Origin of the sequence: Candidatus Methylomirabilis limnetica (assembly GCF_003044035.1) — a bacterium.
GTDB classification, from domain to species: domain Bacteria; phylum Methylomirabilota; class Methylomirabilia; order Methylomirabilales; family Methylomirabilaceae; genus Methylomirabilis; species Methylomirabilis limnetica.
In genome coordinates this window covers 1-23,329 of the sequence record NZ_NVQC01000008.1, presented here as the reverse complement: position 1 = coordinate 23,329, position 23,329 = coordinate 1, and the positions used below count along the sequence as shown (strand labels likewise).

Annotated in this window: 16 protein-coding genes and 1 pseudogene; 2 read left to right on the top strand and 15 right to left on the bottom strand. The window is 58.3% G+C overall.

Going from position 1 to position 23,329, the window contains the following annotated elements; all coding sequences use genetic code 11:
- Positions 1-4: 4 nt before the first annotated feature.
- Entirely contained in the window at positions 5-1,213 is a 1,209-nt protein-coding gene (locus CLG94_RS00680) for an MFS transporter (protein WP_161953944.1), read from the bottom strand.
- Between the two features lie 290 nt (positions 1,214-1,503).
- Between CLG94_RS00680 and CLG94_RS00675 the strand changes: the two genes are divergently transcribed.
- The gene (locus tag CLG94_RS00675; RefSeq protein ID WP_107560982.1) at positions 1,504-1,734 is read left to right on the top strand and encodes an Lrp/AsnC ligand binding domain-containing protein; all 231 of its coding nucleotides are present in this window, start codon (positions 1,504-1,506) and stop codon (positions 1,732-1,734) included.
- A gap of 183 nt (positions 1,735-1,917) precedes the next feature.
- Here CLG94_RS00675 and CLG94_RS00670 read toward each other — a convergent pair whose 3' ends face one another.
- The 10 genes from CLG94_RS00670 to CLG94_RS00625 form a co-directional block, all read right to left on the bottom strand.
- Positions 1,918-3,438 (bottom strand): leucyl aminopeptidase, encoded by a 1,521-nt coding sequence (locus CLG94_RS00670; protein ID WP_161953943.1) that lies wholly within the window; start codon positions 3,436-3,438, stop codon positions 1,918-1,920.
- 171 nt (positions 3,439-3,609) lie between these two features.
- Positions 3,610-4,968, bottom strand: a complete 1,359-nt coding sequence (pafA, locus tag CLG94_RS00665) for a Pup--protein ligase (protein ID WP_107560980.1) — start codon at positions 4,966-4,968, stop codon at positions 3,610-3,612.
- Positions 4,969-5,107: 139 nt separating this feature from the next.
- Entirely contained in the window at positions 5,108-5,797 is a 690-nt protein-coding gene (prcA, locus tag CLG94_RS00660; protein WP_107560979.1) for a proteasome subunit alpha, read from the bottom strand.
- A 4-nt stretch (positions 5,798-5,801) separates the two neighbouring features.
- Positions 5,802-6,623 carry a proteasome subunit beta gene (prcB, locus tag CLG94_RS00655; RefSeq protein ID WP_107560978.1) on the bottom strand — a complete coding sequence of 274 codons (822 nt, stop codon included), beginning with the start codon at positions 6,621-6,623 and terminating at the stop codon, positions 5,802-5,804.
- 28 nt (positions 6,624-6,651) lie between these two features.
- On the bottom strand, positions 6,652-8,136 hold the full coding sequence (dop, locus tag CLG94_RS00650; RefSeq protein WP_107560977.1) for a depupylase/deamidase Dop: 1,485 nt from the start codon (positions 8,134-8,136) through the stop codon (positions 6,652-6,654).
- A gap of 156 nt (positions 8,137-8,292) precedes the next feature.
- Positions 8,293-10,116 (bottom strand): proteasome ATPase, encoded by a 1,824-nt coding sequence (gene arc, locus CLG94_RS00645; protein ID WP_193450618.1) that lies wholly within the window; start codon positions 10,114-10,116, stop codon positions 8,293-8,295.
- Between the two features lie 720 nt (positions 10,117-10,836).
- The gene (locus CLG94_RS00640; protein ID WP_107560975.1) at positions 10,837-12,627 is read right to left on the bottom strand and encodes a vanadium-dependent haloperoxidase; all 1,791 of its coding nucleotides are present in this window, start codon (positions 12,625-12,627) and stop codon (positions 10,837-10,839) included.
- 870 nt (positions 12,628-13,497) lie between these two features.
- The gene (locus CLG94_RS00635; RefSeq protein WP_107560974.1) at positions 13,498-13,917 is read right to left on the bottom strand and encodes an Lcl C-terminal domain-containing protein; all 420 of its coding nucleotides are present in this window, start codon (positions 13,915-13,917) and stop codon (positions 13,498-13,500) included.
- 1 nt (position 13,918) lies between these two features.
- Complete coding sequence (locus CLG94_RS00630) at positions 13,919-14,158, bottom strand: hypothetical protein (RefSeq protein WP_107560973.1); 240 nt, start codon at positions 14,156-14,158, stop codon at positions 13,919-13,921.
- 11 nt (positions 14,159-14,169) lie between these two features.
- The gene (locus CLG94_RS00625; RefSeq protein WP_107560972.1) at positions 14,170-15,750 is read right to left on the bottom strand and encodes a Fic family protein; all 1,581 of its coding nucleotides are present in this window, start codon (positions 15,748-15,750) and stop codon (positions 14,170-14,172) included.
- 202 nt (positions 15,751-15,952) lie between these two features.
- Here CLG94_RS00625 and CLG94_RS13170 point away from each other — a divergent pair, with 202 nt between their 5' ends.
- Positions 15,953-16,132: a hypothetical protein gene (locus CLG94_RS13170; RefSeq protein ID WP_161953942.1), complete on the top strand. Its 180-nt coding sequence runs from the start codon at positions 15,953-15,955 to the stop codon at positions 16,130-16,132.
- Positions 16,133-16,541: 409 nt separating this feature from the next.
- On the opposite strand, the gene CLG94_RS00615 is transcribed toward CLG94_RS13170, so the two are convergent.
- From CLG94_RS00615 to CLG94_RS13465, 4 genes and pseudogenes are all read right to left on the bottom strand, one after another.
- The gene (locus tag CLG94_RS00615) at positions 16,542-20,060 is read right to left on the bottom strand and encodes a YhaN family protein (protein WP_107560970.1); all 3,519 of its coding nucleotides are present in this window, start codon (positions 20,058-20,060) and stop codon (positions 16,542-16,544) included.
- Positions 20,057-21,316, bottom strand: a complete 1,260-nt coding sequence (locus CLG94_RS00610) for a metallophosphoesterase family protein (protein ID WP_107560969.1) — start codon at positions 21,314-21,316, stop codon at positions 20,057-20,059. The genes CLG94_RS00615 and CLG94_RS00610 overlap by 4 nt, the downstream gene beginning before the upstream one ends.
- A 46-nt stretch (positions 21,317-21,362) precedes the next feature.
- Positions 21,363-21,881: a DUF4268 domain-containing protein gene (locus CLG94_RS00605; RefSeq protein WP_133174586.1), complete on the bottom strand. Its 519-nt coding sequence runs from the start codon at positions 21,879-21,881 to the stop codon at positions 21,363-21,365.
- Positions 21,882-23,080: 1,199 nt separating this feature from the next.
- Positions 23,081-23,329, bottom strand: a pseudogene (locus CLG94_RS13465) (hypothetical protein); the annotation flags it as partial.

The following is a 23,329-nucleotide window of genomic DNA, read 5'->3' as shown; positions in this document are numbered from 1 at the left end:
TATACTACGCCCTGTGAAAACGAAGAAATACAAAATACGTAATCGCAACAATTCCCGAAGTCAAGAGGTAGATCATCGGGTAGCCGAACTGCTCTGCGACCATTCCGAATATGAACGACGCCAGGGCGTTGCCCAACAACATTGCGGTAGTGAACGCGCCAATGGAGCGTCCGCGCTCCTCCGAGTCTGCGAGGTCGATTGCGTAGGCACTCAGGGCTGGGAAAAGTAAGCCGTGAGCCATTCCCGTTAGCGTCCCAACCAGCAGCAGACCAACAGGAGAGACGAGCCAGACAAGGCCTAGCGTGCCGGATCCCATGAGCAGTAGGGAGGGAAGGATGACGCGCTGACGCCCCCATCTATCAGACAGTCTGCCACAGGTCAACCGGATGCCGATCGCAGCCACGCTGTACGCGACGTAGAACCCACCGATACGCGACAACCCAGCCTGCATCGCATAGGTCGGTAGGAATACGAACACCGTCCCAGAGACCAAACCGAACACCAGCGTGAGGAGAATTGGAGGAAGGATACGCGCTGATGGGATCAGGAAAGAGGGGCCGGAAGAGACAGCTTTGAGGGGCGTCGCTGAGAGATTACGGAACGCCAGGCTTGTCAGAAGACAGCCCGCCGCGGCCACAGCGGCGGCTAAGAAGAAAGCCGAGTACCCCGCACGATGGATCACGATCTCCCCGAGGGCGGGAGAGAGAGCGATCGTAATGAGTCCGGAGATGCCGAAAAGCCCCACCGCCTCCCCGCGACGGTGCGACGGAACGATTTCAGCCACCAGGGTCAGATTGGCGATATAGAAGGTGGAGTACCCGATACCTTGCAGGATGCGAAAGAAAATAAATCGCGCATCCATTTGCGTCGAGAAGGCAAAGCCGACCGAGGCCAGCAACCCTAATGCCGATCCCAGCAGGAGGAATCGCTTGCGCCCGAAGCGATCAACGAAGGCGCCTGCCAGCGGCTGCCAAAGAATAGCCGTCAGACTGTAGCTCCCCATGATCCAACCGATCTGCGATTCGGTCCCCCCGAGGGTCTTGATGTAAAGGGGAAGTAAGCTGAAGGCATTGAGACTGGCGAAAAAGAAAAAATTGGCAAGGGAGGCAACGAAGAAATTAAAGCTGGAAATCGTTTCGTCGATAGAGCTCTCTCGCCCCCGATGGGTTGAGCCTGACAGGATTATGGGTTCTCTCTCGCCTGGTCGATCCATGTGTGCAAGATCAGCTCGAGAGCGAGACCCGATAAGAGCGCCTAAACGCAACGAAATACCCCATTGCGCTCTCATGCGCCTTGGCAGGTCGGCGTATTTTTCTGCTTGTGTACCGCCGGCATCTATCGTATACATACGTCGAGTCACGATTGTCCGCTCGCCAGATTGAGCTACTGACCAGGGCATAAGGATAGCCAGATGTTCCTGGATCGACGTTGCCGGCGGAAAGATCTGGTTCTTTCATCATAACCCCACGTTAACGCTTGGTTATCCAAAAGGAGGGATGCGTTATGACAACCACTGCGTATGTCCTGATCGAAGGCGCGTCGGAGCAGACGGCCACTATTGTGAAAGCGCTACAGAAGATAAAAGGGGTCAAGTCGGCTCACGCCGTGACCGGACCCTACGATGTGATCGCGTGCGTTGAAGCAACTGACATCGGCACGGTCGGGGCGGTTGTCCTCTCGAAAATCCGCACCTTGAAGGGTGTCACAAGGACCGTGACCTGCGTCGCCGTCTAAGGCAAGCACACACTAAAGTGTCATTGCGAGCGACTGAAAGGAGCGCGGCAATCTCGCTTCTCTCGCATGGATCACAATAAGATTGCTTCGTCACTTTGCTCCTCGCAATGACCATACAGGAATATTGAGCGCGTGTAGCCTGGATAAGCCGCGGCGAATCGTTCCCCCCAATCTTGCAGGCGCTCACCCCTTACCAGACCCGGCGAAGCTCATCGCCAAATAGATCAGGGTTCGGACCATGGCCCCGGTTGCCCCCTTCACCTGATACCCGTTCTCCTTCTCGGTTTGCGCGGTCCCGGCGATGTCCAGGTGAACCCATGGGGTTTTGCCGATAAAGTTCGCCAGAAGCTTCGCGCCGGTAATCGGCCCGGCCTTTCGCCCGCCGACATTCTTCATATCTGCGTAGTCGCTCTTGATCTGTTCGGCATACTCATCATCCATGGGCAGTTCCCAAATCTTCTCACCGGCCGCCTCGCTCGCCTCCTTCACCTGCCGCAGCAGTTCGGCGTCATTGGTAAAGGCACCCGTCCGTACTGCCCCAAGGGCGATGACAACCGCGCCAGTGAGTGTGGCCACATCAACGAGATGGGTAAGGTCTCTGTCGCAGGCGTAACAGAGAGCATCCGCCAGGATTAGCCGCCCTTCAGCGTCGGTATTGATGACCTCAATCGTCTTGCCGTTCATGGCCTTGACGATATCGCCAGGGCGCTGGGCTGTCCCGCTTGGAAGGTTCTCTACCGCCGGCACGATAGCCGTCACATTCACTGGGAGCTTCAGTTCCGCAATCCCTTTGATAGCTGCTAGGACCGCCGCCCCGCCAGCCATGTCACCCTTCATCGCCTCCATCCCCTCGCTCGGCTTGATCGAGATGCCTCCAGAATCGAAGGTCACCCCCTTACCCACCAGGCCGAGACGCGGACCCGTCCCCTTCCCTTTTCTCCCCTTGTAGCTCACCTCGATGAGCTTCGGGAGCTCCTGGCTGCCCTGAGCCACCCCAAGAAGCGCCCCCATGCCAAGCTTCTTCATGTCGGCGCGCTCCAGGATCTTGATGGTGAGACCCAACCCGCTCGCCATCTTCTTAGCCCGTGTCGCAAGTTCAGAGGGGGTCAGGATGTTCCCCGGCTCATTCACCAAGTCACGGGCAAAGCTCACAGCCTCGGCCAGTATCCGGCCGCGACGCACCCCCTCCTCCATTGCTGGAACCTTGGCCCTGTCGCACTCCAGCAGCGTCAGCTTTTGGACGACCTTCTGCCCGTTCTCCTCCGGCTTCTTATATCTGTCAAACCGGTAGAGGCCCAACAATGCCCCCTCCGTCACGGCGCACGCCGCCTGATCTGCCTGCAGGCCACCGATACCGGCGCCGTGGACGATGGATGCCACCTTTCGCACCCCAACCGCACGCAGTTGGCGCATCGCCTCCGCCGAGGCCGAGCGTACACGATCGAGGGTGAACTCCTCTTGCTTGCCCAGCCCGATCACCAGTACCTGGACGACCGGAAGCTGCCCAAAGGTATGCAGCAGGAGCCGTTCATGCAGTTTGCCTTTGAACTCCTGGCGACGGATGGCGGCGGTGATGGACCCTCCAAGCGCTTGGTCCACTGCTCCTGTCGCCCCGCCAGGATGCCCTACCCCCTCGAAGAGATTCACGATAAGCGCGTCTCCTTCATAGGAGAGTAGATCCTGTGTCCTGATCTCTACCTTCACTCGATCACTCCTTTCAAATGCCACGCCCACGTCAGAGTCACACATACTGGAGGAATGGCGGCTACCACCCCTCCCTCTCGTAATGCGGCTGTTAGCTATCAGCTATCAACAGCCATACCGAAACGTGCTGAAGGGCTGGTCGCTGAAAGCTAAGCCTGCCATACATGACCATTACGACAAACCGATCAGCTCATCCACACGCGGATCCCAGGCCTTGAACGGATCCTTACATAGGATGGTACGCTGATACCGATCGTTCAGCTTCAGGTAACTCCAGCCCACATCATATGACTTGTTCCTCTCTGTCGCGTATTTGATAAAATCGCTTCGCACCTTGGCCCTGGTCGTCTGCGGCGGCGTCGTCATGGCCGTCTCGATCTCACCCTCTGTGATCACCCGATCGATCAGCCCACCCTGCAGCATGAGGTAGTACAGTCCGCGGGTTCGCTTAATGTCATGGTACTGCAGGTCCAGCATGAAGACGCGCTGGTCATCGAAAGAGCAGCCCTTGCGGTTGATATAGGAGGTGATGAGCGCGTGCTTGATGACCCAGTCGAGCTCGCGGTGCAGCGTCATCGGGTCAAGAGCGAGCTGGTCCAGGACATACTGCCACCTTTCCAGGAGGTCGGTCACCTGGGGACTCCGTTCCCGGTCCTGGTAGTACTCGCGGGCAAGGTCCAGGTACTCGCGCTGGATCTCGACGGCCGAGAACTCCTTGCCACGCTTGAGCCGCACGCGGCGCCGGCAGGTCACGTCGTGGGAGATCTCCTTGATGGCCCGCACGGGGTCCTCGAGGGTAAGGTCGCGCTTGATGAAGCCGTCCTCTATCATGGCCAGGACAATGGCGGTCGTCCCGACCTTCAGGTAGGTCGCGACCTCCGACATGTTGGAGTCGCCGACGATGACGTGCAGGCGGCGGTACTTCTCCTCGTCGGCGTGGGGCTCATCGCGGGTGTTGATGATACCGCGTGAACTGGTCGTCGCACCCGATATCTCCTGATAGATGTGCTGCGCCCGCTGTGAGATATAGTAGTGGTTCCCCATTCGCGTTCGGAGTACCTTACCTGCGCCCGCGAATACCTGGCGCGTGACGAAGAATGGGATCAATTGCTCTGCGAGCTTGTGGAAGCTCACATCGCGCTGCACCAGGTAGTTCTCGTGACAGCCGTACGTATTCCCGACCGAGTCGGTATTATTCTTGAAGATGTAGATATCGCAGTAGATGCCGTTTTCGCGGAGCTTCTGTTCGGCACCCAGTAGCAACTCCTCCACGATCCGCTCGCCCGCTTTGTCGTGGATAACCAAGTCCCGCGAGTTATCGCACTCTGGGGTCGCGTACTCAGGGTGACAGCCGGTATCCTGATAGAGGCGCGCGCCGTTTCTCAGGAAGTCATTTGTCCCGCGCTGGCGTGACACCACCTTCTCAAAGAGATAGCCCAAGGCGCTTTCAACCGACAAGCTCACCCGTCCCCCGCCCGAGGAGGAGATCAGACCGTATTCGCTCTCCAGCCCAAGGATACGTTCTTGCATTGCAATTGCTCCAATTCGATCCTATCGGAAGGGCCTGCGATGGTCAATCGAATTTGGCCAGGAGAAGCTAGGGGGAGGACTTTCGGTAATGACGCGAGGGGAGCGAGAATGACGTAGAGTATAGGATGCCCATCAAGTACTAATCGGTATTCGTGAGGATAGCCATGAGATCGTTGTGGGAAAGACGACGGAACTTCCGACCGATCCGACTGCGCTCCAGAACCGCCACCTCCAGGCTCTGCGGCTTGACCTTCGCACTGCTCACGGCTTCTAGCGCCTGCGTAGCCAGCCTCAGAGCAGCCTTCTGATCAAGCCCTGCTTCGTAGCTGTCTTTCAGGTGCAGCCGGAGCTCTTCGGCTTGCCCCCCGATCGCGGCAAACCCCTTCTCGTCGCCGATGCTACCGTCGAAGGCAATCCGGTACACCTCGTTGGGGAGCCCTCCATCGGCCACCTCCACCACCAGGATCTCCACCTCCAGCGGCTTCATGGCTTCGCTGAAGACATTCCCGATGGTTTGAGAGTAGGCATTGGCGAGCGACTTGGCCGTTACATCTTCCCGATCATAGGCGAAGCCCTTCATATCCGCATAGCGAATCCCCGCCTTGCGCAGATTCTCGAACTCGCTGTACCTCCCGGCGCCGGCAAAGGCGATCCGATCGTAAATCTCGGAGATCTTGTTGAGCGAGGCGCTGGGGTTCTCGGCCATCAGCAGCATTCCGTCAGCATACTCTAAAACGATAATCGACTTCCCTTTGGCGATACCCTTCCGGGCGTACTCCGCCTTATCCTGCATCATCTGCTCTGGCGAAACATAATAGGGAAGCGCCATCAGCTTATGCTCCTCGCTCGACTTCCCTGCGGCGATCTATGATAGCCTGGCAGATCTCCCTGATGCGGGCCTCCGGCACATCCTGCAGGCCCGTCATGACAGCCAGCTTGACCGTAGGAAACACTCCACGAACAAAGTCCGGACCACCGGTCCCGACATCCTCCTCTGCTGCGTCAATCAGCGCCTCCAGCCCGACTGCTATCGCCTCCTCCTCGGTCAAATCGGTCCGATAGAGCTTCTTCATGGTGGAACGGGCATCTTTCCCGCCGGAGCCTGTGGCATAGTAATCTGTTTCCTCGTACCTGCCGCCTGTCACGTCGTATTTGAAGATCTTGCCCTTACCGCCTCTTACGTCGTAACCGACAAAGATAGGGATCACCACCAGTCCTTGCATCGCCATCGGGAGGTTGGCCTTGACCATCTGCGATAACTTATTCGCCTTTCCCTCCAACGAAAGTGTCACACCCTCCAGCTTTTCATAGTGGCTGAGTTCAACTTCAAACAGTTTGGCCATCTCGATGCATGGACCGGCGACGCCCGCAATGGCGATGGCTGAGTGGTCATCCGCCTTGAACACCTTCTCGATTCGTCGCGACGAGATCTGGAAACCCTCGGTCGCCCGCCGATCTCCAGCGATGATCGCCCCATCCCGGTACTTCAGGGCCAGGATGGTGGTTCCGTGAGGGCTCTCCTTCAGCTCCCGGTTCTCGGCTTGCGAAAGTCCTTCTAGCTTGATCTGCATCTGTGGTAGAAGATCCGACCGACTCTGCCGAAGCAGGTCAAAAAAGCTCGATCCAGGATCCATAAAGTCGGCAAGTAAGGGCATCAGTATCCATCAATGGAGCGCGTTTGCGTTAGACCGCGATGTTCTCCAATAACTCCGCGGCAGTATCAGAGCGTTCCAGTACCTCGGCCGTCAACTTCTGCGTGCCCCTCAACGGATCGACCATGGGAACTCGTTTTACCGAAGCCTCTCCGGTATCAAAAACGACCGAACTCCAGCTCGTCCCATAGACCTCGTCGGGATACTTCTGGAGGCACATCCCGCGGAAGTAGGCCCGGGTATCCGGAGGAGGGGTCTTCATGGCGAGGAGAATCTCCTCGTCGGTGACGATCCGCTCAACATATCCCTGGCGCTCGAGGGTAAAGTAGAGTCCCTTGTCCCGACGGAGATCATGGTACTGCAGGTCCAGCATGAAGACGCGATGGTCATCGAAAGAGCAGCCCTTGCGGTTGATGTAGGAGGTGATGAGCGCGTGCTTGATGACCCAGTCGAGCTCGCGGTGCAGGGTCATCGGGTCAAGAGCGAGCTGGTCCAGGACATGCTGCCACCTTTCCAGGAGGTCGGCCACCTGGGGACTCCGTTCCCGGTCCTGGTAGTACTCGCGGGCAAGGTCCAGGTACTCGCGCTGGATCTCGATGGCTGAGAACTCCTTGCCGCGCTTCAGCCGCACGCGGCGCCGGCAGGTCACGTCGTGGGAGATCTCCTTGATGGCCCGCACGGGGTCCTCGAGGGTAAGGTCGCGCTTGATGAAGCCGTCCTCTATCATGGCCAGGACAATGGCGGTCGTCCCGACCTTCAGGTAGGTCGCGACCTCCGACATGTTGGAGTCGCCGACGATGACGTGCAGGCGGCGGTACTTCTCCTCGTCGGCGTGGGGCTCATCGCGGGTGTTGATGATTGGCCGCTTAGCCATGGTGTCGAGGCCGATAAAGCTTTCAAAGAAATCGGCCCGTTGAGAGATCTGGTAGTGACAAGGGTCAGCGCCATTTTCGGCCCCGGCCTTGCCCGCGCCCGCAAAGATCAGACGGGTCACTAAGAAAGGAGCAAATCCCTGGACGATCTGGTCGAAGGGAACCCGCCGCTCCATCAAGTAGTTCTCGTGATGGCCGTAACTATTCCCTTTTCCGTCGCTATTATTCTTATAGATGACGATCCGCTGCCGCTCCGGAAGGGTCAGGTTGGCTGAGGCCAGGCACAATTCGAAGATCCGCTCGCCGGCCTTCTCGTAACAGACCAGATCTCGGGCGTTGGTACATTCCGGCGTGGAGTATTCGGGATGGGCCCCGTCAACATAGAGACGGCCGCCGTTTCGAAGTGGCTTGTTGATGGTCCGATTATCCGCCTGGCTTGGCCTTTCGTGATCCCCACTTACCTCAAATCCTCTGGCATCGAGGAGCGGATTCTCGCCCACATAGTCCCACATCGTCCTCACCTCAGCGATGGGGCGATGACTATTAATCAACAGGCTAGATCCGGACACGGGGTCGAAACCGGCAGGATCCCTGGCACTGATCCCCAACTCGGTCTCGGTCCCCATGATCTTTTCGATCGCCATGTGTCCTCGTCGCAGGGTAAGCGTTCAGCCGTCAGCAATCAGCGGTCAGCAAGACAAGACAACTCAAGATCTCTGCTCACATCCTCATCTTAGGAATTGTGAGCTGTTTCTCGCAAGCTCTGGTTTTAGCTGAAAGCTAATCGCTGAACGCACACATTACAGATAGTGACCGGTTGGGATTGTTTCAACCTTGCGGGACCGCTTCTCTTCACGGTCAAAGACTGTCCGAACATTGACAATACGCTCGCTCCGCCGCCCGGCAATCTTGGCCCAGTCGTCCGGATTGGTGGTATTTGGAAGATCTTCATTCTCCCTGAACTCGGTCCGGACTGCATCGAGCAGGTCCTCAACCGTCAAGCCCTTGACGCCCGTCGCGATCATCCTTTTGACCGCCCGCTTCTTGGCCCTTGTACAGATCGATTCGATCATCGCCCCTGAGACAAAGTCCTTAAAGTAGAGCGTTTCCTGCTGACCGGAGGCGTAGGTGACCTCCAGAAAGCGGTGCTCCGGGACTGCGGCGTACAGAAGCTGAATAGTCGCCTCAATCATGGCTGCTGCTGCCTTTTCAGGTGTCCCATGGGCCTTGATCTCCGTAGCTGCGAACGGCAGCTCAGGTGTCAGATACTTCGAAAAGATCTCATCGGCCACACTCTGGTCGGGCCGGTCGATCTTAATCTTGACATCAAAGCGTCCCGGACGCAGTACCGCCGGGTCGATGAGGTCCTGCCGGTTCGTGGCCCCGATGACGATAACGTGCTTGAGCCCCTCTACGCCATCCAGCTCCGCCAGGAATTGCGGGACGATCGTGGACTCCATATCCGAGGAGATACCAGAACCACGAGTCCGGAAGAGCGAGTCCATCTCATCGAAGAAGATGACCACCGGCGACCCCTCGGTGGCCTTCTCCTTGGCCCTGCTGAAGATTTCCCGGATCTGCCGCTCCGTCTCGCCGACATACTTGTTCAGCAGCTCAGGACCCTTGACGTTCAGAAAGTAGCCCTTCACCGCCTGCCCGGTCTTCTTGGCCAGTTGTTCGGCCAGGGAGTGCGCGACAGCCTTCGCAATCAAAGTCTTACCACAACCTGGAGGCCCATAGAGCAATACCCCCTTCGGAGGCTGGAGCTGGTGTTCCCGGAAATAGTCTACGTACAGGTGAGGCAGCTCGATGGCATCTCTGATCATCTCGATCTGGGGACCGAGCCCACCGATGGCCTCATAGCCGATGCCTGGAACCTCTTCAAGGAAAAACTCCTGGGCATCGCTCTTGGGTAACTTCTCCAGAATGTGCCCGGACCGCGGGTCGAGAAGCAGATGATCACCCACCTTGAGAGAGAGTTGTAGTAATGGATCGGCCAGCTCTACCACTCGCATCTCATCGGCTCGCAGGGTGACAATAGCCCGGCCTTCATCGAGCAGGCCTTTCAGGGTCACGACCTCACCCTGTTCATCGAAGCCTGCAGCCGCAATCACATTGAACGCCTCATTCAGAATCAGCTCCTGGCCCTTACGAAGCGTTTCGGATTGCACCGCCGGATGGAGGTTGACCTTCATCTTGCGGCCACCCGTATAGATGTTTGCCGTCCCGTCAGGGTTCATTGCCGCGAAGATCCCGTACGGGTTCGGCGGGGCAGAGAGCTTCTCTACCTCCTCACGAAGCCCCTCTATCTGCTCTTTCGCTTGCTGCAAGGTCTGAACCATCCGCTGGTTCTGATGATGCGCCTGACCCAACTGTTCGCGGGATTGGTCGAGTTTGGACCGAAGAAATTCAAACTCTTTCGGGGCTTGGTCCAGTCGTCGCCGGAGGTGATAAACCTCCTCTTCGAGCGTCTTCACTTGCGCCTGGAGGACCTCGATCTCATCCTCGTATTGAGAAAGCTTACGGTGGAACGTCGTATCGCTCCCTGGAAGCTGCTCGGAAAGCTTCCGCATAGTCTTTCTAAGAGAGCTTAACCTTGCCGGGCCCTTTTCAGGGTCATTCATTGTCGCCTGACCTCCTTGCGCCCTTGGTCCCTCTGCTCATCGTCGCGCTACGTCATCCAAGGGAAACGCGCCTCATAATCTTACTTTTATACTACTAACGATTATAAGGCTGTCAAGTCTTTTTTCCTGAAAAGCACACCGGAATAATCCGCTTCCATAGCCTATCTTAGGCTTCTGGATGCTTACAATATCACTCCCCTTCTGGTGGGTGCGTATTCCGATCAAAGTTGCCACCCATTCCGATCGCAAAACGGCCACCTGTCCCGATTGAAAACTGCCACGAGTTCCGAGACTCGTGCAGGTTAGCGTGGGCAGAATGTCCTGAAGGTTCAGGAAACTCCAAGACGAGTTGGCAAAGGGTAGCGAACCGCAAACACACTCTTCGGGCCGTATTGTCGCAAACGTCCTTCGGAAATGCCGCGCTTGCGCACCTAGATCACCACTACTCATCCGCCTTCTTGGGAGTCCACATTACGGGGGTGTAATCTACACTCCACTCGGTGGCAGGCGCGGTTCCTGCGAGAGCACCACCAACCTAGCACTTGGGAACGTCCTTTAGATCACGCGCCAGTCATTGCCGAATTCGATCAATCTAAACAGTAAAGGGGAGGCAGCAAGACAGGAACGATCTACGAATCCCACACGAATTTATCCGAAGTATTACTGGTCTCAACTGAATGGAGGGCGTCCCGTTTGCCCGGGCCGCCCTCCGCGCTGTCGTTATTGGTTGGTGATGGTTGCCGTCGTTCCGTCGAATTTCGTTATGTTGACAGTGAATGGCTCGTTATAGGACCTGGCCCGATCCTGCAGGATACTGAGTGCAACCTGCTCGCCCAGCAGCATCGACCAGTAGGTCGAACTGCGGAAGTGGATGCCGGCGTGGATCCCGTGACCAAACGAGATGTTGTACGCCAGCTTGTTCAGTTCTCCGTTGATATCCAAATTGTTTCCGTCCGCACCAGCGTAAGTATTGAGCAAGAGACCATTTGTACGTGGCACGACCAAGTCCCGGCCGGCGTTGGCGAGCAACGGACGGAGCTTCTGATTGCAGTCAAAGAAGAATTTGAGCACCGTGACGCACGCACCGCCGACCGTTCCGTGGCCCGTCGGGTAACAGGGATGGGTCGGCGAACCCTCTGGAAATGCCTGTGGTAGCAAGTAGCTGCCGTAGGTCGATTGAATGATGGGAAGCGCCGCTGAGTTCAGGACGTCCCCGTGCAGCGCCGCCGCCGCTTGGGGAGATGGGCTAGAGTTAGTAAGTCTCGCATGCACCAGCGCCCCATACTCCTCCGGCCGCAGCCGCAGATCCTTGATCCACTTGTGGAACCAGGCAGCTTTGAGTGCTCGCGTGGCCATTTCAGCGAGCGTCCCCGCAGCGTCTGGCCCTCCCAAGGTGGCGAAGGCCTTTTCCGTCGTTGAGCCGATATAGGGGTTACCAGGGTTCGGTGGTGTGTTTAGCCCAGCCATTACGAGGAAGGCGACGAAGTATGCTTGGTAGAGCACGTCCACATGGGTATATGCGGCGAGGTCTCGGCCATTCCGGAGGTACCGGAATCTACTGTCAAAGGCCAGTTGGCGTCCCGAGTCTCCGCCGTTTTGGACCAGTTGGTACTCGCCAACCGTGGTCATGAACTCGCTCCCACCGCCCCCCACCGGAAGGAACGTTTGGTACTGCTGACTGAGGGGCTGAGCGCCGAAGAAGGTCGGCTGGAGCATGAACTGCGAGACGTACGGGCCCAGGACATTACCGTCGCCAGGAACGAACTGCCCGCGGAACAGATTCTGTGGTGTGACGGGGAACGGGAACTGATTATTCGCGGCACTGCTGACGAATGACAGATTGTTCATGTCGTTCACAGCTTGAGCGACCAGCGAATTTGTGGAGTATTGGGTGAACGGCACGTCATTCAGCAGAGCCGCCCAGTAGTGCTCGACCTGCTCGGCCGCCGTCTGCGCGCTGGCAACACTCGGCGCCGGCGGGATGACCGTACAATGTGAGTCGAGGCCTTCCAGGTCAAATGCAAGCGCAACCTGTGGGCCATTCTCCTTCGAGTTGGGTCCCCCGCCGGGGTTCCCAACAATGATGTTTTCGAAGTCTTCGAACTCTCCAGTCTGTAGGGCATGGGTCAGGCTTCGGAAGGCAACAGCAATCGGTACGCCGAGGCCGTCGTGTAACAGGGCTTTGCTATAGCTGCCGCTGAAGTCTGTGAATCTCGACGCATCGCCATTGTCTGGTTGAACCGGAACGTTGATCTTCTCGGCCTGGGCCGTGCTTTTGCGGTAATTGAAGCTGTCATTCGCGCGTTGCGAAGACTCATAGTCTACAACCGACGCCTCGGCGACTGGCCCTCTTTCGCCGAGCAAAGGTTGAAGGGGAACTGCCGCGACTACGGTCGCTACCGTTGCGGCGCCCTTTAGAAAGTTTCTTCTGCTGAGCTTCCCGGTCTCGGTTTCAGAACCGGGTAATTCTTTGTTGGAGCCTCCGCCCGCTTGATGCTTAGAGTCGTTCATTGTGAAGTCTCCCCTAGAAGAGCGTTTCAGCGTTTCCACCACAGATCTTTGTTATCCGGGTGAGTTTGATTTTTTTGGATAAGGCATTGCTTTCGGTAGTCAGAAGTGTAGGAAGGCTGTTTTTGATTGTCAATGAATATTGTGCAGCGCAAAACAGGGGCTGGCGATGGGGTTGGGGAGAGAAGATCGGTCGACGGCCGCTCTTTTGAGAAATCAGCTCATCTTTTGGTCGCGTCACCCGGCAAGAGGGCATTGTTGAGCACAATTCAGACAGACCTCCCCTGCATGCCTTTGTTTCACAATGTGTTATGACTGTATGTATTCATCCCAGGTGTATTCTGCGTATTATGATCGAATCCGCCACCCATTCCGATTGAACTCGGCCAGGCGTTTCGATAGTCGTGCAGGTTAGCGTGAGCATAATGTCCTGGAGGTTCAGGAAACTCCAAGACGAGTTGGGCAAATGGTAGCGAACCGCAAACACACTCTTCGAACTGTATTGTCGCAAACGTCCTTCGGAAATGCCGCGCTTGCGCACCTAGATCACCATTACTTCTCCGCCCTCCTGGGAGCCCACATTACGGGGGTGTAATCTGCACTTCAGAGCTGGGAGCCCAACTCGAAATGAGGTCTCTCATACCTACGGGGCTCAGGTGGCGTGAGCCTAGAGGATTGGCGTCAGGTCCATCGCCTTCTTGTAGATCGGGAGATGCTCGTACCGGGGCATCTGTAATCGTTCGCCCCTCAACTTCACCCTTCGGGCTGAGCCCTCAGGGCGACACCCTCTCCCCTCAGAGGGGAGACTTCGACGAACTCCGTCGAGCAATGGAAGGGATGAGGGGTGGACCACAGCCGAAATCATCAAATGCCTCAAATCACCGAATCACTGAGGATCGACCCCTGGCCCCCGCGCACACACCAGACGTGGATCACGGCCGTCTTACCGAGGTTGAACACGTTGCCAGAGTCGAGGTCCAAGTCCCACGCGAAGCTGGAATCGATAGTGTTGGTAGTCGCCGACCAGTAAGGGGACGAATGCACATTGCTGAATGGGTGGCCTCTGGGAAGCGCAGGACTGGATTGTGTCGGGTCCACGAGGCTCGCCAGTTCCTGGATCGTGGGCAGCCGCCACCCCTTCCGCCCACCCACCGTCCTAAAGTTGCAACTCGCTTGCGCGTTGTGCCAGTTTTGGACAAAGGTGGGGTTGCTCTTGGAGTTCTCCGGCGACTGCTCCCAGACGAGGCCCGTCTCCCAGTCCAGGACGGCGGCTTCCTTGAAGTCCCTCAGCATCTCAAACCGCTTTTCTGCGTTGATCTGTGCCGTCCTTCTTGGGGAGCCGACCGGTGGCTGCCGCTTCTTCTGGAAAGACGTTCACCATCAAGACCAACAGCGTCTCCAGTGCAGACCCCAGCATCACACAGCCGGCGAGATAAGCCTTGGCCTCTTCGCACCGAACCGCCTCTTTCCAGTAGAGCCTGTGCGACCGGCAGCGCTCTTTTTCCTCGTCCTCGTTAAGAGTCAATACGTCCATGAGGTTGGTCCCTACGACTTCGTGTCAGCTCCGATGCCATGACGGCCGGAACCCTGATCGAAGCCCTCGAAGGTCTCGTGGACGATGCCTTCGATGAAAGCCACTTCCTCTTCGCGCAGCTTCTTGAAGTCGCCCTCGCGGCGCTTCCTGGACAGAGTACCATTGTTCTGTCTGATGAACAGTGCTAGGTTTTCAGCAACTCGGTCCGGCATTTCGACCGCGTCCATGATCCGGCGGGTCGCTTCGTCGTGACGGCGCAGATAGTCGATCTCGCGCGGCAGATCGTGCTCGACGGTGCGTGCAACGCATGCATACAGAAACTCCGCCTCTTCCGTGCAATCGAAATAACGGTAGAGGTCGGCGGTCTGATTGAGGACCTCGACGTTGCGCTCGGGTGTGGACCGCCACTCGATGAAAGGCATCAACGGTCCGGAATGGGCCTGCAGCGTTGCGCGGTAATCATCGATGCGGTCCAGCATCACGGAGGAAACCGGGAATACCATCCCCGGCGGCGTAAATCTCCGCTCGGAGAGGACGTGATGGATCAGGCAGCGATGCAGACGCCCGTTGCAGTCCTGGAACGGATGGACATAGACGAAGCCGAATGCGGTGGCCGTCGCCTTCAGCACCGGGTCAATGCCGTCATCGCGCATGCGGTCGTTCGCCTCCAGCAAGCTGCCCATGAGATTGTCCAGATCATCAGGCCTTGCGCCGATGAATTCCGGGAGCGGGTCGCCGTCGTGGTCCCGTCCGCCTAAAAAGACGCCGTCGGGACGCAGACCGGCGCGTACGAATCGCGTGTCCTCGATAATGACGCGCTGAAGACGGATGATTTCATCGAGCGTGAGGCAGTTCTTTCCGGCTTGCAGGACCGCCCTCCCCCATCGCTCCAGCCGGTTGCGCGGCGGGCGCTCGCCCTCAATCTCGAAGCTGGCCCGGCTGTCGGCGAGCAGCATGAAACTGGCGGCACGCGCAACCAGGTGGGCGCCGGTACGCCCCACGATTTCCCTTGCCCTGGCGGCAAGGTCGAGTGTCAGGAATTCCGTGAGCGCTTTGGTACGCCGGATGATGGGGCAGAATCGACCGGTACCCAGGAGATTGTCGCGCACGCGGTGCCGCTTCGAGAGACGCGGCTTGCCCGTGAAGTACGCCTTGGGGTCAAGAAGATCGATGGCCGTGGCGCTCGGCGCATCTTCCACGTTAAGAGTTCGGCCGGTCAGGGTTTCGTAGAGATACCACGCGCGACGCGCCGGAATGCCGGTCGGCGTGGTACGGACAATGGCCTCGATCTCCGCCTGCGGCACCACCTCGAAGATCCGCTTGAGGATCAGGAGATCAATGTCTTCATGGCGGAGCGCAAAACTCAGGTGATCGGCAAAGGTATCGCCCGGCCAGTAGCGTTTATCAAAAATGGCCCAGACTCCCTCTTCCCGATGGCTGCCACGAACGTGCTGCTCCGATACGCAACTCGGCCGCCGGACCGGCCCCGGAATAGCAAGCGCACGGACGAGCGCCGCCCAGCCGGCCAGTCTGGTGCCGTTAGGGACGGTCTTTTCCTGGAAGACCGTGATAGGAGCCGGGTTAAGCTTCATCGGTCGAGAATCCTTTTCCCTAGTCGAAAATCCCTAGATTAGTGTCATGCAGGTCGAAATTCACTATAGCATATGATTTCGCTAACGTAAAAGGGACCCACCTCAAGCGGGAATGATCGAGCAAAAGGAACCCACCCTGATACGATCGCTGTTTCTCGTGTGTTCGAGCCAGATCACACAGGAGACAGGGAGGGAGAGGAGTGTGAGGGAAGGAGTAGTACGAGCTCATCAGGACGGCTGCTCGGGTGTACACGAAGAGTATTCGTCGGATCGCGCGGGAGACGGCCATACGCGCAAAACGATCCGCAAGGTCTTGGCGAGCTGGGAGCCGAAGTACCGGCAGGAGGCACGACCCGGCCTGCCGGGTGCGGGAGAGATGTAGGACCTGGGATTCAGGCATAGTTCGACGGCGTCGAGCACTGTCGTTTTGGTTGAATCACCGGGACCGATAAGGCAGTTGACTGCTGACGATGGCACCCATTGAAGAACTTTGATTCCCTCAAGTGTCTCGATCTCAATGAAGCCTCCCCGCGGCAAGCCGCGGGGTATCGTCTTCTGTTCTGGCCCGTCATTCCGTGCTTGACGAGCCTGCCCCGTACTTGATACGGGGCCTGCCCCGTACTTGATACGGGGCCTGCCCCGTACTTGATACGGGGCCTGCCCCGTACTTGATACGGGGGAATCCAGTCGGGCCCGCTGGATACCGGCTTCCGCCGGTATGACGAACTCGCGGCAAGCCGCGGGGTATCGACCCTCAACGAAAATGAACGCAATACGCATTATTGCGCTCGCTATAGGTTATGAACCAAGATAGCCAAGGCCAGATCTGGGGATCGCGCAAGCTCAACCAAATGCCTGTGATGCGTGAAAAACAGGACCTGGGTCTTCTTGCTCAGTTCGCTGAGCACTTTTAGGGTTGCAACCGCGCGATCATCATCAAACTGCACGAGTAGATCGTCAACAATGACGGGCATCGGGCCGCGTCCATCTATGTGCTGCTCGATCGCCGCGAGCCTCAGCGAAAGAAACAGCTGGTCGCGCGTCCCTTGGCTCATACCTGCTACCGAAACACGGGCGCCGTCCGGTCGAACACCGAGCAGGACTTGGTTGTCACCTTCATAATCGACCGTCAGCCCCGAAACGCTTCCCAAGGTAATCCTGGCGAAGACCTCTCCAGCCCGCTGAAGTAGCGGCCCTTGATGCTGCTCGCGGTAGACTTGGACCACTCGACTCAGCACAGCTCCCGCCAGCCGAACCCGCGCGTAGGAGCGAGCTTCCTTTGCAATTCGTGCCGAGATCGCCGATAAGGCCTGCTGAGCTTCGGCGGCGGCGGGGCTACCATCGATCGCGTCCAGTTGCTGCTTGGCACCGAATAGCGCGCCCTGGGAAGCATCAACCTGCAGCTCTAATTCTTCCGTCTGCGTTGCCAAGTCCGCGATCTGCTGCACGAGGCCGTCGAGGCTGAACCCATCCGCTTCACGCACTACGTCGTCAATGAGGCGGGCATTCTGTTGGACGAGCTGCTCATCGATTTCTAGCAGTCGCTGCTGTAAGATCTGCTTTCGTGTTGCCTTTGCTTCGATGTCGGGCAACTCGTCCGCCACCATGCATCCCGCTTGCTGAACGAGCTCGTCCAGCTGCTTCCTCGCGTGCTGCGCGGCGGTCTCGGCCTGGGCAAGCGTCCGGGTTTCGCGGTCGATGTCGTTTGCCACTTGCTGTCGCTTCGTCTCCGTCGTGCGAGTGTCGCGCAGATCGGCGTAGAGGCGTACGGCAAGGGCATCCGGGTCATGGCCGTCTGAAGATTGCTCAACCGCCTGTCCAATCTCAGTGACGCTGGCCGTAAAGGCATTGAGGACTGCGTGATGGCTGCTGATTTCCTTGTCGAGCTTGACTCGTTCGCTAAGGGTCGTCGCCAAACGGGAGAACTGATCAAGTCTGGTCTTTGCCTCGGACGGGAGAGCATTCGCCGCGAGCCTCAGTCGTTCCGCTGCCGCGCGCCAGTCCTGCCCCCATTCGGCAATCCTCACCGCTGCTTGCTGCCGCTGATTCTGCAGGTCCCGCAGCTCCGCCTTCCCCGCGTGAATGAGAGCGGCCACGGAGGTTCGTTCCTCCCTCGCGCTCCTGGCGGTATTCATGGCCTGATTGGCACGTGCAAGGGCACCCGCTACGGGCTCTTCTACCGTGCAGCCAACAAGTCCGCAGGCCACAAGCGCCCTGTCCAGAGCGGCCCTCGCTTGTGAGAGGTCGGCAGCGACTGCATCCCGCTCGAGGCATAACCTGTCCAGGTCGCCCTGTTTATCCACCAGGCGTTGGTGGCGCGACAGCCACTCGCGTAGGGCCGCAGGGGGCAGTTCCGAACGACGCAGGGGCGCGATGAGCGCCTCCCAGCGGCGCTGCAACTCCTGTCGCCGGCCGGCAAGGATCTCACGCTGCCCCTCGTTGCGCTGCATTTCGGACCGCATGTCGGTGATGCGCTGGCGCGTCGCCTCCAAGTTCGTTGCTCTCTGGGTATCGGCGTGCAACAGATCTGCCAGGCGGTCCGCTTCCTTGATCGCTTCCTCGAATGTGCGTGCGACTGATTGCAGGGTCTGATGGCCAGTCGGACGTTCGGCCGCTTCTATGGTCCGCTCGATGTACGTGCGGCGCATCTGCGACCATCGTTCGTCCCGCTCGCCACGCGCCACAACGACTTCGGCCTGTGTGACGACCTCGCCCGTGGCGGCCAGCACCTTGAGTTCACGGCGACGCTCTTCGAGATCACGGATGAGCGCAGCCACTCTTTCTTCCACAAGGTGCTCATCCTGGGCGAGGGAGGCGAATTCCCCCTCGAAAGCCGTGGCCGTCTCGGGCAGCGGCACAGCCAGTCCAATAAGATCGGACACGCTGCCGCCCCACAACGCCGTCGTGTCACGTTGCAGCTTGGCTTCCAGCTCGGCGATATCGCGAGCGAGCTTGCGCTTCCTGATGTCCAGATCGGCCACATTAGCCACGCCGACTAGAGACGCCTCTAGTTCGTCCACCGGTGCGGGCTCTGGAAGTGACGTCATACGCTCGCCGAGGCGCTCGATGGTGGCCTCCTTCGCGCGGACCTGCGCGTCGAGCTGTTCGTCGCGTTCGGTGAGACGCGCGTGCTCTTCGACGAGTGATTGCACGCGGGCGACGAAGGTTTCCTGAGGCAACAGCGCCGCTGCCTGGTCCACCGCAGAGGCCGGCTCGATTTCCTGAAGCAGCTGGATCATCCTGTCCGTGTGCGCACCGCGCTCGGCAGTGAGGCGCGGGAGCGTGTCGTGCGCCACGCGATACGCGCCCAGCCCATGAAACGCCTGTTCAATGGCGCTCGCGCGCTCCAGCACTGTGCGACGGACGATCAGACCTTCCAGCTCAGCCTTCAACTGTGTGAGTAGTGTCTCTGCTGCGGCCCTGGTTTCCTCTGCACCGCGCAGGCGTTCCTGGGCGGTGACACGGCGCTGCGCCGCGTCCAGTGCGAGACGTGGAACGCTGGAGAGTGTCGCCAACTCCGCTTGCTTTGCCATGCGCTCGGCAACCAGAGGTAAGTTGGCCCGGACGCGTTCCAGGCGTTGGCGTTCAGTACGCGTGTTCTTCAAAGCCTCGCGCATCTGCGCGTGTGTGGCGTCCGCGTGGCGGTATTTCCGTTCAATGTTCTCCCACGCATAGGAGCGAATCGTCGCATCTTTCAGGGCGCGCTTCTGTTCATCGAACTCGTTCAGCGCACGGTTGAGCCTGCCCGTCGAACCACGGGGCTTGAAGGCGCCTGCGGCTTCATTCTCCAGACCTGCCATCAGGGTGCGCAGACTGGCCAGGCCTGCAGCGGCCTGGAACAGGCTCCGGCCCACGTCACCTTCACCGCGCAACAATTCGTCGCTGCCGATAACGAGACCATTCAGATCCAGCCCGAAAAGGGTCTGGTAGAGCGCCTGGTCGAGCCCACCGAGGAGCCCCGCAATCGCCCCCTCAGGCAGCGGCCGGTCCGTCGTCTCGGCGCCGGATTCTTCGTCGATGGCAAACAGAGTGCTCTTGCGGGCTTTGCGGCGCATCGCCGATAGGCGGCTGCCGTCGGGCATGAGCAGGGTCGCGCCCACTCGCAGCGCGGTGTAGTCATGGAGAAAAGCGTCGCCGGTCCGTTCGGGAATGCCAAACAGGAACCCGGTCACCGCCCGCAGCGTCGTGGACTTGCCGGCTTCGTTTGGCCCGAAGACGACATGAAAATTCTTGCCGGTATGATTCGGCAGTTCGATCACGCGGTCGCGGAAAGGTCCGAATGCCTTCAGGTAAATGCGCGTGAACTTCATGGCGCACCGTTTTCGCCAGCCAGACGGGCCAGCAATTCAGCCTCAGCCTCGCCCAGTAGATCTTGTAGTACCTCCGGCGCATCGAGCCGCAAGGCCTCATCCTGAACCAACTCAGCCGGGAGCTTCTGCCTCAACTCCTTCAACGCCTCAGTGGCTAGCGAGGCCAATACGTCCTGATTCCGGGCGAGAGATCTTAGTTCCCGGACCAGCAGCCCAACGGGATCGTCGCCGATCGCGAGCTGATCGAAATCGACGACCGGTCGCACACGGATGTCGACTTTCTCCAGCCAGGCATTACCCCCAGAGACCTCGAGCGCGACGGCGCGCAACTGCTCGGCAACTACGTCCGGTTGTGCGGACACTGCGCGATGCACGGGACCTACCCCTTGCAACCGGAACCGAAGGCCCAAGATTCGCCCATCAGCGTGTGCCAGTTCAGTTCTCACGCCGGCCGCGGCTCGATCCAGCAGCGCATCGAGATCCGGTAGTCCCGCGACGTCGACCACGAGCTCAGTCCAGCGCAAGACATCCAGCTCAATCGCCTCTGTGGCGATGCTTCCCTCCTCCACGGTCACCAGTTCGCAGCCCTTCGCACCCTGCTCTCTAATATGCCGGCCCTGAGGGTTGCCGGGATACACCACCCACGGATCCTTAGACACGATTTCCCTTGCATGGACGTGCCCCAATGCCCAGTAATCGTAGCCCTTGGACTTGAGAATCGACTCCGTGGTCGGCGCGTAGTTGTCATGACTTGGCCTACCGTTCAGCGATGTGTGTAGCACCCCGAGGTTGAAACACCCCGGTACCGCTTTAGGGTAATCGACAGCAAGATCGTCCAGAACGGCTGCCGTCGTGAAACTTTGCCCGTGGACCGCCAAGCCGAGGTTGTCGTCGGTCAGTGTCTTGGGATCCTTGTCCGGGAACAAGTAGACATTCTTGGGTAGCGGAAGCGATCGCGTCAGCTTGTTCGCCGCATCGTGGTTTCCTCGGACCACATAGACAGCGATGCCCGACTCCCCGAGCTGCGCCATTCCCTTCGCAAAGAAAAGTCCTGTATTAAAGTCCGGCCAATCTCCGTCGTAGAGATCTCCGGCGATGACAACGAAATCAACCCGCTCCCGGAGAGCGCATTGAACCATATTCTCGAACGCGCGCCGGGTCGCGCCCCTTACCTCCTCCACGGGCGCACCCTCATAGCGCTCCAGACCACGTAGAGGACTGTCGAGGTGGATATCCGCACAATGAAGAAACCGCATGCCCTACAGATCCCGGAATCTATTCATGAGTTGCCGCACCTTCATCTCACGTGAGGGCTTTGATTCGCCACACACACGCCTGATGGAATTCCCCAACACAATCCACCAGCCAGTCACAGTACTCTGGCCATGCATCTCGATTCGATACATCCGCGTTCCTGAACAGGCCGATTATTTTGTCGCGCTTTTCCGGAGTCGGATTCCAGGACAGTTTCTCACCGATTTCCTTTTCGATGGCATCTTTATCTTTCTCCAACTGAGCGAGTGCTGCCTCCGCGATTCGATTGCCTCTGTATATCCGGATCCCGATCCGACCAGCATAGGTATCAAGAATATTCGAAAGAAATATATTCGATCGACCGAGCGCTATCTCAAGCCAGTATTGCGGTCCGGGAGTCTGCACCAATAGAAGAACCTTCTTTTCCAGCAGTCGATCCCGGAACATCGTCCAACACTCCAACTGCATCTGCTGAATCTCGGTCAGTGCTCCCGAAGATTTGGCGGCAGGTGTTGCGCGAACAACTTCATTCGGCTGACACATAATCGGGATAGGGGGAGGCCTCACGGCCTCTCCCCTCCACACCACCGGACATATGGACCACGTATACGGCGGTTCGGTTGATTACTTCGGCAAGACTGCCGACCGGGTGTTCGGACTCCTCTATCCACCCTGCACATCGCTCTTTCGAGCAGCTACGCTTCCGCCAGCTTTCTGCACACTGGGCACAGGGTTTACTGACCCTTTCACCCGTTCGGGCCTTCGTGATATAGGGACAGACACTCTTTATTGAAATCCTTGCTTGATCTTCCCCTCTGCCACACGTGTAGTACTCGTCCAGTGTCCTGCGCAACATCCCAGATGAACCCGTCTCTTCGCAGTGACCGCTCTGTCATCGTGCGCATTCGAAGCTCTGTCGTTCCGAGCGACCGCTTGGCGATCATTCCCTTGTTGCCCCACATGATACGGGTGGCCGGATGCAACGGTTTGCGTAATTCGTGGCAGGCACGATCATGACCGCTAACACCATGAATTGTTGCGATACTAGTGTCTGTCCCTATTTTCCACTATTTTCCAAAGTTGCCACCCATTCCGATCGCAAAACGGCCACCTGTCCCGATTGAAAACTGCCACGAGTTCCGAGACTCGTGCAGGTTAGCGTGGGCAGAATGTCCTGAAGGTTCAGGAAACTCCAAGACGAGTTGGCAAAGGGTAGCGAACCGCAAACACACTCTTCGGGCCGTATTGTCGCAAACGTCCTTCGGAAATGCCGCGCTTGCGCACCTAGATCACCACTACTCATCCGCCTTCTTGGGAGTCCACATTACGGGGGTGTAATCTACACTTACAAGGTGAGGGGAGCCGGCTATTGCTTCGGCGTCTTTATGGTGATGATAAGGCATTGCTTTCGATGGCTGAAAGGATAGGAAGGCATTTTTGCTTGTCAATGGGTATTTGACATCGAAAAGCAGGGACTGGCGATGGTTGGGCAGGAAAGATGGATCGGCGGGCGCTGAGAGCATCCGAGCCTTGATCCTACGAATGACCCTGTCCCGATGAAGCTGAAGCTGAAGGACTACCTCCGCAACAGGCTCGCTGGCCTCAAGCACCTCCCAGATGAACCCGTCTCTTCCAGTAGCTGCTCTGTCATCGTGTGCCTTCGAATCGCTGTCGTTCCGAAAGATCGCCTGACGATCATTCCCTCGTTGCCTCACAGGATACGGGTGGCTGGGTGCAACGATTAGGGTAATCCGTGGCAGGCACGATCATAACCGCGAACACCACGAATTGTTACGATAATAGTGTCTGTCCCTATTTTTAATACGTGCCCCCAACCGGGTCAGCAATCGCATTGTGTTGATACCCCTAACGTTGCGTTGAGCGGCCCGCGCTCGGCGAAGCACGTCCTCGGCCCGGCTCTCGGTCACCAATCCCTGTTCCAATTCATCCAAACGGTGCTCTGCTTCCTCGGCCCACAAGGCCTCGATCTCAGTTTCTGAAAGCTCGTCGGGGTT

Bases quoted from the DNA above. Each gene is read 5' to 3' on its own strand.
- CLG94_RS00615 (WP_107560970.1), bottom strand. From the start codon at position 20,060: ATGAAGTTCACGCGCATTTACCTGAAGGCATTCGGACCTTTCCGCGAC.
- CLG94_RS00635 (WP_107560974.1), bottom strand. From the start codon at position 13,917: ATGCTGAGGGACTTCAAGGAAGCCGCCGTCCTGGACTGGGAGACGGGC.
- arc (WP_193450618.1), bottom strand. From the start codon at position 10,116: ATGAATGACCCTGAAAAGGGCCCGGCAAGGTTAAGCTCTCTTAGAAAG.
- CLG94_RS00675 (WP_107560982.1), top strand. From the start codon at position 1,504: ATGACAACCACTGCGTATGTCCTGATCGAAGGCGCGTCGGAGCAGACG.
- CLG94_RS00610 (WP_107560969.1), bottom strand. From the start codon at position 21,316: ATGCGGTTTCTTCATTGTGCGGATATCCACCTCGACAGTCCTCTACGT.
- CLG94_RS00640 (WP_107560975.1), bottom strand. From the start codon at position 12,627: ATGAACGACTCTAAGCATCAAGCGGGCGGAGGCTCCAACAAAGAATTA.
- CLG94_RS00625 (WP_107560972.1), bottom strand. From the start codon at position 15,750: ATGAAGCTTAACCCGGCTCCTATCACGGTCTTCCAGGAAAAGACCGTC.
- pafA (WP_107560980.1), bottom strand. From the start codon at position 4,968: ATGCAAGAACGTATCCTTGGGCTGGAGAGCGAATACGGTCTGATCTCC.
- prcB (WP_107560978.1), bottom strand. From the start codon at position 6,623: ATGCCCTTACTTGCCGACTTTATGGATCCTGGATCGAGCTTTTTTGAC.
- prcA (WP_107560979.1), bottom strand. From the start codon at position 5,797: ATGGCGCTTCCCTATTATGTTTCGCCAGAGCAGATGATGCAGGATAAG.
- CLG94_RS00680 (WP_161953944.1), bottom strand. From the start codon at position 1,213: ATGGATCGACCAGGCGAGAGAGAACCCATAATCCTGTCAGGCTCAACC.
- dop (WP_107560977.1), bottom strand. From the start codon at position 8,136: ATGGCGATCGAAAAGATCATGGGGACCGAGACCGAGTTGGGGATCAGT.
- CLG94_RS00630 (WP_107560973.1), bottom strand. From the start codon at position 14,158: ATGGACGTATTGACTCTTAACGAGGACGAGGAAAAAGAGCGCTGCCGG.